The organism is Acinetobacter sp. B-6, from assembly GCF_056930735.1.
The window spans coordinates 24,344-39,848 of sequence record NZ_JBXPBY010000014.1 but is presented as its reverse complement, the minus strand read 5'-3'; the positions used below and the strand labels follow the sequence as shown (position 1 = coordinate 39,848).

Genomic DNA, 15,505 nt, shown 5'->3' with positions numbered 1-15,505 from the left:
TTCGTGACATAAAAATCTCATAAATATTTTTCAAAGCTTAAATGTCACAACACTGCAACAAAATGTACTATTTTTGATCAAAAAACAGATTTTAACTTAAAAATGCTTAAAAAAAGTGCATGCCCAATCTTAGGTCATGCACTGTGTTAAATTTTTGAGCATAAAAATGGGGCTTGGGTATCAGCTAAAAATTGTAGATCAAGCCAAGTACCATGTGATCATCATAATCTTCTCCAATACGACTCTTGCCACCTACGACGTAATCAAAAGATGCCAACAGCCCAGTATTTGCAATTGACTTACTGATACCTATACGCGCTTCATTGAAGGTAAAATTCTTTTTCGATTGCACAATCTGATTATCGTGCTGAGTATTGTAGAAAGAGCCGCCAAAAGATGTATTGAACACAAATTCATGCGCTAAAGGATAACTATAAGCGGCACTTAAGTAGACATCACCCGCATTGGCATAAGATGAATCAGCGAGCATTACTGCCGCACCCACTGTTAAATTCTTATAAATAATCTCAGCTAAAATGTCTAAATCATCAGTTTTACGATGATCACCCTGCTCAGCGTAGACCGTTCCACCATGATGGTACACATAGGCTGTGGTTTTAAGGTTGTAGCGCCAATTTTGATCAATTTCCTGTCCATATGACAGATAGAAATTATGTTCAAAGCCATGATCTTGTCTGTCATCTGATGGATCATAGCCTAAAGTCGACCCCCAATAGCCTAATGTTATGCCACTTTGATGCGCATAGGCTAAACCGCCTTGCATTGCAAGATCTTGATTTTCCTCACCACCGCGATAGATATACTTAGATACCACCCCTATATTTCCAGAAATTATACTATTTTCAGCAGAATGATCTGTCTGATCGGCAAATACAGAACACGATACAACACAGATAGGCAAAGCCCATAAAATTTGGGAAAAAATTGAATTCATGAAATTAAATAAGTAAGAGGAAAAATTTGCTGAAATTTTACTGTTTTTTTGAATTTTTGGTAAAAATAGTGGCTACAGAACAACCAAATCCATTAAAATAATGGAAATTTCAAACGATTTAATCATATTTAAGCAACTTTAGAATTTTTTTTCATAAAGAAATAAATTAATATTGAGTAGAAAATTACAAAAATGTAATATTTTTAATCAAAGGTCATTCCCTTTTTATAGATTAAATATACAATTCATCCATTATCTGCTCTGAATTCAATCAGTCAGTACCATTTATTCTCGTTCACGAGGCAATTCATGTTGAATGCTCCAAAACTTACTTTAGCTATATTAATTAATGCTGCTTTAATTACACCTACATTTGCTAGCGAACAAAGTGATGCAAAAGGTTTCGTTGAAGATGCCAAAGGTTCTGTATTGTTTCGTACTGGTTACATCCTTCGCGATAAAAAACATGGCATCGAAGACCAAAGTTCATTTGCACAAACTGCAATTGTTGACTTAGATTCAGGTTTCACACAAGGCGTTGTTGGTTTTGGTGTGGGTGTTGTGGGTGACGGTTCTTTTAAAATTGGTGACAACCAACATTCAGGCAACAACATGATCCCTCGTGATGATCAAGGTAATCCTTACCATCACTGGGCTCGTGGTGGTGCAAACGTGAAAGCACGTTTCTCAAACACAACTGTTCGTTATGGTACTCAAGTTTTAGATTTACCTGTATTGGCAAGTAATACCACACGTCTTGTTCCTGAATACTTTACAGGGACTTTATTGACCAGCCGTGAAATTAAGAACTTAGAACTTGTTGCTGGTAAATTTACCAAAGACCAAATGTCTGATCATATCAATACAGACAGTAATCATCTGGATGATGCTATTGTTTGGGGTGCTAAGTACAAGTTTGATGACCAACTCAGTGCATCTTATTATGGTTTAGACTCTAAAAATGCTTTAGAGCGTCATTATATCAATGCAAATTATAAATATCCTCTAGCAAATCAAAGCTCTTTGACGTTTGACTTCAGTGGTTATCACACTAAGTTTGATAAAAATGCCAATACTTACTCGGCAACGGGTCCAGTTGATGCTGACTATGCAGACACAGGTAAAGCAGGCGTAGAAAAGACCAATAATATTTGGGCGTTGTCTTCAACCTATAATCAAGGTCCACACAGTGTGATGTTGGCTTACCAACAAAATACGGGTGATGTTGGTTATGACTATGGTCAAAATGCCGACGGTTTCCAAAGTGTTTATTTACCGAACTCGTACTTGTCTGACTTTATTGGTAACCATGAAAAATCTGCTCAAGTTCAATATAACTTAGACTTTGGCGGTTATGGTGTTCCAGGATTAAACTGGACGACTGCATTTGTTTATGGTTGGGATATTAAAGTTCGCAATGTGACTGACAATGCTCAAGAACGCGAATTCTTCAACCAAGTGAAATACACTATGCAAAGTGGTTTTGCAAAAGACGCAAGCTTACGTGTTCGCCACTCTTACTACCGTGCAAGCGACGCGTATAACCCTGTTTATATCGGTGATACCAATGAATGGCGTATTTTCCTTGATATTCCTGTGAAATTTTTCTAATTTAAAATAGAAAAACGAGCAAAAAAAACCTGCATTTAATCATGCAGGTTTTTTTATTGATTTGAACAATTATTTAATCTTCAAACCGCATTTCTATCAGGCTTATTTTGCTGCTTCGATTGCTTTTAATACTTCAGCTTTAGCAACTTCAGAACCTTCCCAACCTGTCAATTTAACCCATTTCCCAGGCTCTAAATCTTTGTAATGTGCAAAGAAGTGTTCAATTTGATTCAACAACAAAGCTGGAAGATCTGAATATTCTTTCACATCTTTATAAAGCGGTGTTAATTTGTCGTGTGGTACAGCGATAAGTTTCGCATCGATACCACCGTCATCTTCCATGTTTAATTTACCCACTGGACGACAACGAATCACTGAACCATGTACCAATGGATGTGGTGTAACGACCAATACGTCTAATGGATCACCATCTTCAGACAAGGTATTTGGAACATAACCGTAGTTCGCTGGGTAGAACATTGCAGTACCCATGAAACGGTCAACAAATAAAGCATCTGAATCTTTATCTACTTCATATTTGATTGGTGCAGCATTGGCTGGGATTTCGATGATTACATAGATGTCATTAGGTGCATCTTTACCAGCAGGAATATTGCTATAGCTCATAGGATACTCTTTGAAGTGAGGTCTTATAAAAAATCTTGACGATTATAACGCTAAAATACGCCAACAGCTGCGGATTATACATTTTGCATCATCAAAATGAATGGATTTCGTCTAAATCCACTCAGACAATTCGAATAATCAATAATAATAAAATGATTGGACAAGCCATCGATAGAAACCAAATGATTGAGCGTAATGCTGAAATATTGGCTAGATAACAAATCCCATAGATAATGCGCAGTACAATATAAGCAATCCCCAACATCATGATCAAATGTTGTGAGACCACCATATACTCAGCCATAAGCACAGCGGCAATAAATAAAGGTAAGCTTTCAAAACTATTTTGTTGTACCGCATTGGCGCGTGCCGACAAGCCTGTGCTTTTGGCTAAAAAGTCACGAGGATTCTGGTTATCTGCGAGTTTAAATCCCCCAGATACTTTCGCAATAATGGTAAAAACATAAGGAAGTAAACAGGCAATTAGAATTAAATATATGATGCCATCTATCCCAGACATGATTTTTTCTCATGAAGTGTTAATGCAGGTTATCATAGCATGGCAATAACAGAATATTTTTTGTTTAATGCAGAGTTTTGCAAAATTGTGTAGTGAGGACAATGTCGTGCAGCCCGACCAAAATGAATTGTTTGAAGTTTTAGAGAAACAACGCCAGCAACATGCCGAGATTGATCGTATTCTTAAAATTGTGCTGCCTATTTTGGCATTTTTATTATGTGTGATTTGTGCCAATTATAACTGGCAGTCAACATTAGGCACGCTTATCATTTTAATTGTGGCTTTTTTTGCGGTTGCGATCAAACGAATGAATCTATATTTGTGGCTTGCGATCATTATCATCTATTGTTTGATTGATATTTATATGAGTTACGGCAGTATTGTTCCTTCTGCTTTAGGTCGTCAAATGGGAACAATGTTGACCTTTACTGCGATTGTAGGTTTAAGCCGTCCCTATATTGATGGTTGGTATAGTCGCTCAAAGCAAAATTTCTGATTCTATCCATCGTTGCACTGTTCTATGTTACAAAAAAAGCGCCAATCTTGGCGCTTTTTCAATTCGAGTTTTTGCTTATTTACGCAAATCTTTACGTAAGATTTTACCTACATTCGATTTTGGTAAATCATCCATAAACTCCACATAACGTGGGCGTTTATAGCCAGTTAAGTTTTGTTTTGCAAATTCAAGAACTTCTTCTGTTGTTAATGAAGGATCTTTTTTCACAACAAACAGTTTTGGCACTTCACCAGATTTTTCATCAGGTACACCAATCGCTGCAACTTCAAGCACTTTTGGATGTTGTGCAATGACTTCTTCAATTTCAGATGGATAAACATTAAAACCAGACACTAAAATCATGTCTTTTTTGCGGTCTACAATTTTGAAATAACCACGGGCATCCATGACACCGATATCACCAGTACGGAAATAACCATCAGCTGTCATCACTTTCGCAGTTTCATCAGGACGGTTCCAATAACCTTTCATGACTTGTGGTCCACGAATCGAGATTTCACCTTGTTCACCTCGTGGTAGGTGGTTGCCATCATCATCAAGGATCGCCACATCAGTCAAAGGTAATGGAACACCGATTGTACCGCTGAATTCAGTCGTTGCAGGTGGGTTAGCTGTTGCAACAGGCGAAGTTTCAGATAAACCATAACCTTCAATAATGATGGTACCCGTCACTTTTTTCCACTCTTCCGCAGTTGAAGGCAATACAGCCATACCACCGCCCATCGCCATTTTTAAATTGCTGAAATCGAGCTGTCTAAATTCTTCGTTATGTACCAATGCATTGAATAATGTATTGACCGCTGGGAAAAAGCCCGGCTGATATTTACGTAATTCTTTAATCACCGCAGGTAAGTCACGTGGGTTAGGAATCAGAATATTTGCTTGACCTTTGTACATACCATAAAGTGCACACACCATAAATGCAAAGATGTGGTAAAGCGGCAATGCACAGAAGATACGGTCATCTTTTGCACCGTCACCCTGACCAAACTTACTTTGGAAAATACCATCACATTGCATTAAGTTTGCAACTAAATTGCGATGAGTCAGTTCAGCACCTTTTGAAACACCTGTAGTACCACCTGTATATTGCAACACAGCAGTATCACTCAACGTCATGTTAGGGCGTTTGTAGTTGCTTGGACTTACTTTTGCCAATGCAGCATTAAATTTGATGTGTCCAGGAATGTTCCAATCTGGAATTTGCTTACGTACTTTACGTAATACAAAATTCACTAAAGTACCTTTTAAAGTACCTAGCATGTCACCAACTGAGGCAACAACCACATGTTTTACTGGCGTTTTTCCAATAATTGCTTGGTAAACAGTGGCAAAGTTTTCAACAATAACCAATGCTTCTGCACCTGAGTCATTTAACTGATGCTCTAGTTCACGTGCAGTATAAAGTGGGTTGACATTGACAAGCACTAAACCTGCACGGAATACCGCCAAAGCAACAATAGGATATTGAAGGACATTAGGCATCATTACTGCGACACGTGCGCCTTTTGCCAAACCCAAACTTTGTAAATAAGTTGCAAATTTACGGCTTGCCAATTCAAGATCACTGAATGACATCACCTTATCCATGAAGATAAAGGCATCACGCGAACCAAACTTTTGGAAATTACGCTCAAAAATATCAATAAGAGAAGTATTTTCCTGGGGCAATTCTACAGTCTCTGGAATCCCAGTCTTTTGGTATTCAGCGAACCAAATCTTTTCCATAATGCCATAATCTCCAATCAGTAATCCTTAGTTTTAAACTGTTTTTCTCAATATCGAGCATAATTTTTTGGCTTCTTTGTGCTCAATATTGCATCCATTTCCACGAACACATTGCATATATAACGTATTTCGATCCAAGGATGCTAGTTTTATCTTTGAATCAACAGTTTATTTGCTTTTTGATATCCACGGGGTAAGAGTTGACCTTTCGATGCTCGTTTACCAATATACTTCTGTAAATCATCACCTTTTAGTTTTAATTGTTGCTGTCCTGCAAGCACTTGAATTACATCATCTAAATTCAACGTTAGCATAAACTGAATATATTCATCAGCCTCAAGTTGTATCAACTTGTTTCCCTTTCCTTTATTCAGCGTTGGCAATTCTGACAAATCAATCAAAAGTAAACGTCCTACTGAACTGAGTATAGCCAAATGAGTCTGATTTTCAACGACCTCTATCGGCATAGCTTTCGCATCATCCGCTACAGTCAAGAATGTTTTACCCGCTTTAGCATTTGTATCCAATTGTTTCGCTTGAGATTTAAAACCATAACCTTTTGAACTTACAGCAATAATTTCTTTATCTTCATCCTCTACCAGTACTTGAATAAAGCTCACACCGTTAGCAGGTGACAGTTTTGAACTCAACGGTTCTCCCAAACCACGTGCAGAAGGCAAACTATTTATTGACAAGGCATAACTTCGACCGGTCTCATCCAAAATATACACTTTTTGATTCGACTTACCTTGTGCAGAACTCAAGTACTGATCGCCTGCACGGAAATTCAATTTCTCAACATCAATTTCATGACCTTTGGCTGAACGAATCCAACCTGCTTCTGAAAGAATTACTGTGACAGCTTCAGCAGGCATCAAGTCTTGCTCGCTCATTGCCTGTGATTCTTCACGTTGCACAATTGGTGAACGGCGATCATCACCAAATTTTTTCGCATCATCTTTAAGCTCTTCAATAATCAAAGATTTTAAAGATTCTGGATTTGCCAACTGCTCACGAATCACCGCCGCTCTTGCCTCAAGTTCTTCCTGCTCACGACGCATTTCCATTTCTTCAAGTTTTGCCAAATGACGTAACTTGAGTTCTAAAATCGCTTCAGCCTGTATTTCATCAATATTGAAACGCATCATTAACACAGGTTTTGGCTGATCTTCTTCACGAATGATTTTGATCACTTCATCAATGTTTAAATAAGCAATGATCAAACCACCTAAGATATGCAGGCGCTTTTCAATCTTGTTGAGATGATATTGCAATCGACGTGTGACAGTATGTTTACGAATTTCAATCCATTCTAATAATATTCTGCGGATTGATTTGACTTGTGGACGACCATCAGCTCCGATCATGTTCATATTGACACGATAACTGGATTCTAAGTCTGTAGTCGCAAACAAATGACTCATTACCGCTTCTGCATCAATACGATTTGAGCGCAGTACAATCACTAAACGTGTTGGATTTTTATGATCTGACTCATCACGTAAATCACTCACCAAAGGTAATTTTTTGGCTTGCATCTGATCTGCAATTTGCGTAATAACCTTAGAGCCTGAAACTTGGTAAGGCAGTTCAGTTATGACAATTTCATTTTTTTCAATATGATAAATTGCACGTGTTCGGTAACTTCCACGCCCTGTGGTTTGGAGCTTAAGTAATTCTTCACGTGAGGTAATAATTTCTGCTTTGGTCGGCAAATCAGGTGCAGGAATATATTCTGCAACTTTTTCATCGGTTAAATTAGGATTACGAATTAATGCAATTGTGCCTTTGACCACTTCACGTAAGTTGTGCGGTGGAATATCGGTCGCCATCCCAACAGCAATACCTGTTGTACCATTCAGCAAAATATTTGGTACACGCGCAGGTAAACTCACTGGCTCTTTCATTGAACCATCAAAGTTATCTTGCCAATCACAAGTACCTTGACCTAACTCTGATAATAATAAATCGCTATAAGTTGAAAGTTTAGCTTCGGTATAACGCATTGCTGCGAAAGACTTAGGATCATCAGGTGAACCCCAGTTGCCCTGACCTTCAATGAATGGATAACGATAACTAAATGGCTGAGCCATCAGCACCATAGCTTCATAACATGCAGAGTCACCATGAGGATGATATTTACCCAGTACGTCACCGACTGTACGTGCAGATTTTTTTGGCTTACCACTTGGCTTTAATCCCAACTCGCTCATCGCATAGACGATACGGCGCTGTACAGGTTTTAAACCATCACTGATATGAGGCAGTGCACGATCCATGATCACGTACATGGCATAGTTCAGGTAAGCTTGTTCAGTAAATTCTGCTACGGAACGGTTTTCTGTCGCATGATGCGCAAGGCTTGTCATAACAACCTTTTATCCTAATTAAATTCGTTCTAAATAAATGCTGATGTATCTACATTCTTATGCTAAGTCGCAGCGCCTGACGACACAAGCACAAGTGTACGCCACAACGACAAATTGCGTCTTTCCGTGTTTCTAATGACGTAAAATTATCCACTTTTTGGAAAATGAGCAACTTTTATTTAAATGGTTATTTTAAAATTCGAATATACACTTTATTTCAAACGAAATTTATAAATGCTGAAACTTATTAGAGTGGTCCAATTCGTGCGTTCATAAAATGGATGCTCAAACTCAGCAACCATCCGATCCCATATAAAAACAGCAAAGTAACAGGAACCACTAAGCTATACGCTTCCATCCAAGACAACCGATCCAATAAAGGACCTAACCCTATTACATTAAATGCTGACACTTGAAAACCTATGGGTAATTGTAAGAAAACAAAATTTCCTTTGTTATCTGTCATTGGATCTAATGCAATATAAAGACAAAATGCACTAAGTAAAAGATAAATAATACAGAAGCTTAATCCTATTTTACTTTTCATTATTTCGCCCTTAATTCTTGTTTGATCTAATCCATAATATAGCGATAAATTGTTTGTTTTTTAATTCAATATACGAAAAATTAAAACGGCTGATCGCTAAGATTAACCCGATATCAGCCATTCTACACTTATTATTTGTTATCGTTTTTTCGGTGCTTTACTTTTAATACTTCTAATCAACGACTATAACCCAATCTCTTCTAAAGTCTTGCCCTTGGTTTCTTCACCCAAGACCAGTACAACAGCTGCTACTGCTAAAAGTACGGCTGTAAACATCATAAAGACTGAACTAAAACCATTGCTTGCCACCATCATATGAGTGACGACCAATGGTGCAACGATTCCGCCAATACGCCCAATCGCAGATGCCCAACCTGAGCCAAAGGCACGAATATTGGTGGGATACTGTTCAGGCGTATAAGTATATAAAACACCCCACGCACCCAAATTGAAGAAAGACATTAAACAGCCCCAAAACATGATCATATTGACTGAGGTGGCTTGTCCAAAGAAATACGCAGATACCGCGCACATCGCAATAAAGCCTGCCAGCGTAGCTTTACGCCCCAGCTTTTCAACCAACCAAGCAGCAGCAACATAACCCGGCAACTGCGCCAAAATCATGCCCAAGACATATTCAAAGGACTGCACGATGGTATAACCTTGTTTGACCAACAAACTAGGTAACCATGTAAAAATGCCATAATAAGAATAGACGATACCAAACCAAATCAACCACAACATCAAGGTACGGCGGGCAAAAGCGCTCGACCACAGTTGAGTGAAGGAAAGATTTGGCTTGGCGGCAACAGGTTTGACTTCAATCGTAGTGATGACTTCTACACCACATTGCCGTTCAAGTTTTTGTACCAGCGCATGAGCTTCGTCAATGCGACCACGATTAATTAGATAAGGAACAGATTCAGGCACTTTTTTCAAAATCATGAAAACATAAATGGCAGGTAATCCACCAATCAAAAATGCGATATGCCAACCATAATCAGGGATCACAAAGTATGAAATCAAAGCTGCAACTAACCAGCCTAACCCCCAAAAACTTTCAAGCAAAACAATAAACCGACCTCGAACCTGAGCAGGGATATATTCACTGACCAGCGTCACAGCAACAGGCAATTGCCCACCCAGCCCTAATCCGACAATAAAACGGAAAATCAACAGCCATGTCAGATTCGGCGCAAAAGCACATAACGCGGTTGCAACGCTATAGGTCAGCAAAGTAATCGCAAAGACTGTTCTTCGACCGATTCGATCAGCCAAGCCACCTGAAAATACAGCACCGATTGCCATTCCGACAAAGCCAATCGAGACCACCCAGCCTTTTTCCGTAGGTGTCATCTGCCATTCTTCTGCCATTTTGGTCAAAATAAATGAAATCAGACCTGTATCCATGGCATCGAACATCCAGCCCAGTCCGATCACCCACAGCAAAGTATAGTGAAACTTCCCAATGGGTAGACGTTGTACACGTGATACTAAATCCATAAGACACTCAACAAATAGGTAAATTGATCGACAAGCGTGGCATACACTTTATTTTTGAAGAATTAAGTTCAGAATTTCTCCCGACAATCCGTCAAATTCTTGAGAATGAAAACCATTGTTGATCAAAATTTTTCGAGATGGAATATTTACAGGATCAATAATGGCGATTAAACCCTTTAACTGAGACTGTTTTTTTGCATGACATCAACTTTTCTGACGAGTTGAAAATTTGCTCTAAAATCTAAGGTTGTAAATTTTCCAAGTTTAATCTTTGGGTTGCCTCTATATGACATATACAACCTCAAACTTCGCAATGAATCCCTCAAGATGCTCTTTTAAAGCGCATTGGTATATTCAGCTTTCATCTTTAGAGGAGGCTGATTGTCCATCATCATCTTTATAAATAAATTTCGGCATTTCTAAACCAAAATAAATGGCAATACAGCGTAGCGCAAAACCAAACACCAATGTCGAAATTACAGTGATTTCTAGAGATAAGCCAAAGTCTATACAGAACCAGTAGAAAATAACAGCAACAAAGGAAATTGATGCATACAACTCTCGACGGAATACCAACGGAACATCATTACACAAAATGTCTCGTAAAATACCGCCTGACACACCTGTCAAAACACCAGCAACTGCTGAAACAACAAAACCATGCCCCATCTGTAACGCAATCTGACAACCAATAATGGTAAAACCAATTAAACCCAAGGCATCTAACAATAAGAAAATGGAGTGTAAATGCTTCATCCATTTAGCGATGAGAATTGTGACAAAAGCCGCGCAGCATGTCAGTACAAGATATTCAGGATGTTTCACCCAAGTGAGCGGATAATGTCCCAACAAGACATCACGGACCGAACCACCGCCGAGTGCGGTTACACAGGCAATCAACACTACACCAAACCAGTCCATACTACGTCGTCCTGCTGACAACGCTCCCGTCATGGCTTCTGCTGTAATTGCAATAATATAAATAATGGTCAGTAACATTGCCCTTCATCCACTGATGGGTAAAAGATGCGCGCTATTTTAAGTCAAAACGAGCTAAAAGCTACAAGAATTGCGCACAACATTGCTTAAATTTTTTTGTTGATCCACAAATACAAGGCTGTTTCATTGTAACTTGCTGATCTGTGGTTGGATCTAAAAAATACCACTGACCTACATGATAGACAAAATGTGAAACTTCATGATGAATCTGCGTTTGCTGACCATCATAAAAATGTGCTTTAAACTCAACCTGAGCATGATTTTTATCCAGCTTTTCTTTGGCTTGAACTACCTCTAATTTGAGCCACTGATTAGACTTACTCCATGCTGCAATCGCCTGTACATCCAATGCTTGCTGCTGCCCCAATGCAGTGGTTGCCACAATATATGCAATCTCTTGTTTGGCAAATGCGCTATAGCGAGATTTCATTAATTGCTCAGCTGTCTGGGCTTTTTTTTGCCCCAAATGTAGTGGCTGACAACATTGACTATATTGCGCCGAACCACAGGGACAGGATAGATTGGACATAGTAAACTCAAAATCTGAATAGGCTTAAATGATAATGCAACCCTACTTAAAATCGAAACTTTTCTCAAAATATAGCGTGATAAATACAGCTGATTTAAATGATGCAAGTTTTCAAGAATACTCAAGCCATACCACCGAATGATTCATACAACCAATCTAATTTCAATCATTCATTCCAACTGAAATTTAAACCTTTTATACAAATTTTTAGTGACTGTTTGATGCTTTATCTGTTTTGTCCTTTTATAAACCGTGGAAGGTCTTTTTATCCTAAAGCAACATGAATGTCGCCATTGGCTACGCTACAGCTTATACCCATCATCTGAACAAAAAAAACAAGCCAGTTTTTCAACTGGCTTGCTTTCAATATCCTTGCTTTCAATATTAAGGTTTATTCTGAGTCTTTAGATGGCGACAATGCCACAATATGAACTTTTTCAATCTTGTGCCCATCCATCGTGACCACTTCAAACTCATAACCATCTGCTTGTAACTTCTGACCATTTTCAGGTAAGCGACCAAGATGGAATAAGATATAACCCGAAAGTGTTGAATATTGCTCTGACTCATCTACCAAGTCTCGACCTAACAGCAATGAAACATGGCGAATATCGGTTGAACCTTCCAACATCAATGAACCATCTTCCAAGCTTTCAGCAGCAGCTTCCAACTCATCTTCATCAGGGAATTCACCTGCAATCGCCTCAAGTACATCAATAGGCGTGGCAATCCCCTCGATTGAACCATATTCATTGAGGACAATCGCCATTTGCAAAGGTGCTTGACGTAGTTGCTCCATCACCATCAACACTTGTGCATTTTCATGAACAATGACAGGTTCACGTAAGTGTTTGTCAAAATTCAAAATACCCGTTTCAATATAATCATTGAGCACTTTATGCGTGAGCACAATACCTGCGATATTGTCTAATTCACCATGCGCCAAGATCAGTCTTGAGTGAGACATTGCCATTAAATTTTCTTTGATGGTGGCTTCGTCTTCATCCAAGTCCAACCATTCTAATTCTGGTCGTGGCGTCATGACTGATTTCACTGGGCGCTCAGATAAACCCAATACACCTTGTACCATGACACTATGGTATGCCCCATTTTCATCATCAAAGATTTCATCGGCTAAAGCTTGTGTTGCAATCACATCATCGGCTTTACCATTTTGACTTTCTGCATTTTTGCCCCCTAACATTTTCAACACTGCTGAAGCCGTACGGAAACGCAAATCTGTGGTTGTGACCATCTTTTCTTGGTTCTTACGCATGGTTTGGTTCATGAACTCAATCAATACCGAGAAACCAATGGCAGCATATAAATAACCTTTCGGAATATGGTATCCAAAGCCCTCAACAATCAATGAAAAACCAATCATCATCAAGAAGCCTAGACATAAAATCACGACAGTCGGATGTTTGTTGACAAAGTCCATCAAAGGTTTAGATGCCCACAACATAATCCCGACGGCGATCACCACAGCAATCATCATCACTGAAAGCTCTTTCACCATGCCTACCGCAGTAATCACACTGTCTAGGGAGAATACAGCATCAAGAATGACAATCTGAACAATCACCATCCAAAAAGCCGCATGGACTGGATTTTCTTCTTTTAAATCCTGTCCACCTTCAAGGCGTTCATGGAGTTCCATTGTTCCTTTAAAAAGCAGGAATACCCCACCAAACAACAGGATAAGGTCACGACCAGAGAAAGGATGGTCGAAAATATGAAATAAAGGTGCGGTGAGCGTAACCACCCAAGCAATGGATGCCAGTAAAACCATGCGCATACACAGCGCAAGCAACAAGCCTAAAATCCGTGCTTTATTGCGTTGCTCTGGAGGAAGCTTTTCTGCCAAAATTGCAATAAAAACAAGGTTATCAATACCTAGAACTATTTCCAAAACAACCAAAGTCGCCAGACCAACCCACGCCGAAGGATCGGACATCCATTCAAGTATCATTGATCTTGCTCCATTGCAGTTGCGCAATTGATATTTTCAGCATTTGAGAACTGTAAATTTCGAAACAGAGAAGAGAACTTTAGTTTATTTTGAAATATTTTTTTGTCTAAAGATTGTGCATTTTCGGAGCGACTACAACCACTACCCATGATGATTCATTTGTTGATAAACAGGCTTTAATTATAGGCAGTTTTGATAAAAATTTCATCTTATTTGTATGGGATTTTATTTGCTTAGCGCATAAATCGTAACTCACTATATTGTCGTAACGCCGGAGATCGCTCATTTTCATGATTTGCTCACTCTCACCTCAACAGCAACCCTTTAACGATACAAATCATTGCAAAAGTGCCTATAACGCAACATGTTTTTGTCATATTTCTTGCTTAAGGTAGTCGAAATACATAAGAACATGATAAGTTAAGGTGAAAAAATAAATGATGAATAGTGTATTGCCTGTAATGATAAATGAATCGTTAGAATTAGATCAGCAAACTCCTAAAGCAACTCAATGTTTAATTGCACTGTATTGTGGCTCCCGACCTGGAAATAATCCGACTTATAGAGAAAAAGCAATTCAATTGGCTCAAGGCATAGCCGAACATGGTTTTGGCATTGTCTATGGTGGTGCCAGTATTGGTTTGATGGGACAAGTTGCAGATACCGTGACTGAACATGGTGGTGATGTGGTAGGCGTGATCCCTGAATTTATGCTGGATTATGAAATTGCACATAATCAACTGACTGAACTACACATTGTACAAAGTATGCATGAACGAAAAGCCATGATGGCAGATCGTGCCAGTGCCTTTGTTGCTCTTCCAGGTGGTTTTGGAACCTTTGAAGAAATCTTAGAAGTCGCCACATGGGGACAACTCAATCAACATCAAAAACCCATGATGTTATATAACGTGAATGGATTTTATGACCATTTGATTGCCCAGTTAGATCATGCTGTTGTTGAAGGCTTTTTACCACCACAACATCGTGCCAAACTGATTGTGTGTAACCATGCTGATCAAATCTATAATGCAATTAAAAACTTAGAAGCGCCTAAACAATTCGTCGTCTAAGCTTTATATCGTCAATCGATGGAATGAATAAGATGAATTTTCAAAAACTCATCTTATTCAGTCTGATAGAGTTCAACTTTTGATCAATCTATTCAGATTAGATCAATAACATTGAATACAGATGCAATTACTTCAAAGCAGGACTAAAACGACTATATCATTGGTGGAATATTTGCCATCCATAAATTAAACCTGCAGCAGCCACAATCCAACACAATGTCGCAACGCCAAAACAAGACCACATTGAAAGTTTTGTTGCCAATAAATAAACCACCAACAAATAAATAAAATAAGGAACGAGTGACCATATTCCGAATAAAGCGGTTTGTTTTAACGCTTCGGCACCTTTTTCTTGAGCTACGATTACATGTGCGATCAGTGCAAAGGTCGGAAACAGTGGAACCAAGCCCGCAATATAAAATGTCTTACTTTTTGAAAGAATTGAAATCAGTAAAACTACTGCTGCACCGATACTGCATTTCAAAAATAAAGACAACATTAAATACCACTCAAACAAACATCAGATCTGAGCAAGAGTTTACGCCAACATTATCC

General features: G+C 38.7%; 14 protein-coding genes. 3 read left to right on the top strand and 11 right to left on the bottom strand.

The window, feature by feature from the left end:
* Positions 1-184 precede the first annotated feature (184 nt).
* A complete protein-coding gene (locus tag AC1Z3T_RS16420; protein ID WP_058968263.1) occupies positions 185-955 on the bottom strand; it encodes a TorF family putative porin in 771 nt (256 codons plus the stop codon).
* Positions 956-1,264: 309 nt separating this feature from the next.
* Between AC1Z3T_RS16420 and AC1Z3T_RS16415 the strand changes: the two genes are divergently transcribed.
* On the top strand, positions 1,265-2,566 hold the full coding sequence (locus AC1Z3T_RS16415; protein ID WP_004825593.1) for an OprD family outer membrane porin: 1,302 nt from the start codon (positions 1,265-1,267) through the stop codon (positions 2,564-2,566).
* Between the two features lie 102 nt (positions 2,567-2,668).
* Here AC1Z3T_RS16415 and ppa read toward each other — a convergent pair whose 3' ends face one another.
* Together ppa and AC1Z3T_RS16405 are read right to left on the bottom strand one after the other, a co-directional pair.
* Positions 2,669-3,193, bottom strand: a complete 525-nt coding sequence (ppa, locus tag AC1Z3T_RS16410) for an inorganic diphosphatase (RefSeq protein ID WP_004825594.1) — start codon at positions 3,191-3,193, stop codon at positions 2,669-2,671.
* A 121-nt stretch (positions 3,194-3,314) separates the two neighbouring features.
* Positions 3,315-3,713, bottom strand: a complete 399-nt coding sequence (locus AC1Z3T_RS16405) for an MAPEG family protein (protein WP_004825596.1) — start codon at positions 3,711-3,713, stop codon at positions 3,315-3,317.
* 67 nt (positions 3,714-3,780) lie between these two features.
* On the opposite strand from AC1Z3T_RS16405, the gene AC1Z3T_RS16400 reads away from it, so the two are divergent.
* Positions 3,781-4,209 carry a hypothetical protein gene (locus tag AC1Z3T_RS16400; protein WP_046759763.1) on the top strand — a complete coding sequence of 143 codons (429 nt, stop codon included), beginning with the start codon at positions 3,781-3,783 and terminating at the stop codon, positions 4,207-4,209.
* A 75-nt stretch (positions 4,210-4,284) separates the two neighbouring features.
* Here AC1Z3T_RS16400 and AC1Z3T_RS16395 read toward each other — a convergent pair whose 3' ends face one another.
* The 7 genes from AC1Z3T_RS16395 to AC1Z3T_RS16365 form a co-directional block, all read right to left on the bottom strand.
* Positions 4,285-5,958: a long-chain-fatty-acid--CoA ligase gene (locus AC1Z3T_RS16395; protein WP_419320081.1), complete on the bottom strand. Its 1,674-nt coding sequence runs from the start codon at positions 5,956-5,958 to the stop codon at positions 4,285-4,287.
* Between the two features lie 149 nt (positions 5,959-6,107).
* Positions 6,108-8,327 carry a DNA topoisomerase IV subunit A gene (parC, locus tag AC1Z3T_RS16390; protein ID WP_009584021.1) on the bottom strand — a complete coding sequence of 740 codons (2,220 nt, stop codon included), beginning with the start codon at positions 8,325-8,327 and terminating at the stop codon, positions 6,108-6,110.
* Positions 8,328-8,574: 247 nt separating this feature from the next.
* Entirely contained in the window at positions 8,575-8,874 is a 300-nt protein-coding gene (locus AC1Z3T_RS16385) for a hypothetical protein (RefSeq protein WP_058968257.1), read from the bottom strand.
* A gap of 183 nt (positions 8,875-9,057) precedes the next feature.
* Positions 9,058-10,377 carry a niacin transporter NiaP gene (gene niaP, locus AC1Z3T_RS16380; RefSeq protein WP_288500055.1) on the bottom strand — a complete coding sequence of 440 codons (1,320 nt, stop codon included), beginning with the start codon at positions 10,375-10,377 and terminating at the stop codon, positions 9,058-9,060.
* Between the two features lie 354 nt (positions 10,378-10,731).
* On the bottom strand, positions 10,732-11,376 hold the full coding sequence (locus AC1Z3T_RS16375) for a trimeric intracellular cation channel family protein (RefSeq protein WP_004825611.1): 645 nt from the start codon (positions 11,374-11,376) through the stop codon (positions 10,732-10,734).
* A gap of 61 nt (positions 11,377-11,437) precedes the next feature.
* Complete coding sequence (locus AC1Z3T_RS16370; protein WP_199958476.1) at positions 11,438-11,905, bottom strand: YchJ family protein; 468 nt, start codon at positions 11,903-11,905, stop codon at positions 11,438-11,440.
* Positions 11,906-12,296: 391 nt separating this feature from the next.
* On the bottom strand, positions 12,297-13,877 hold the full coding sequence (locus AC1Z3T_RS16365; protein ID WP_004825615.1) for a TerC family protein: 1,581 nt from the start codon (positions 13,875-13,877) through the stop codon (positions 12,297-12,299).
* A 437-nt stretch (positions 13,878-14,314) separates the two neighbouring features.
* Between AC1Z3T_RS16365 and AC1Z3T_RS16360 the strand changes: the two genes are divergently transcribed.
* Positions 14,315-14,950 (top strand): LOG family protein, encoded by a 636-nt coding sequence (locus tag AC1Z3T_RS16360; protein WP_004825617.1) that lies wholly within the window; start codon positions 14,315-14,317, stop codon positions 14,948-14,950.
* Between the two features lie 157 nt (positions 14,951-15,107).
* Here AC1Z3T_RS16360 and AC1Z3T_RS16355 read toward each other — a convergent pair whose 3' ends face one another.
* Entirely contained in the window at positions 15,108-15,449 is a 342-nt protein-coding gene (locus AC1Z3T_RS16355) for a GlpM family protein (RefSeq protein WP_005034503.1), read from the bottom strand.
* Between the last annotated feature and the right edge of the window lie 56 nt (positions 15,450-15,505).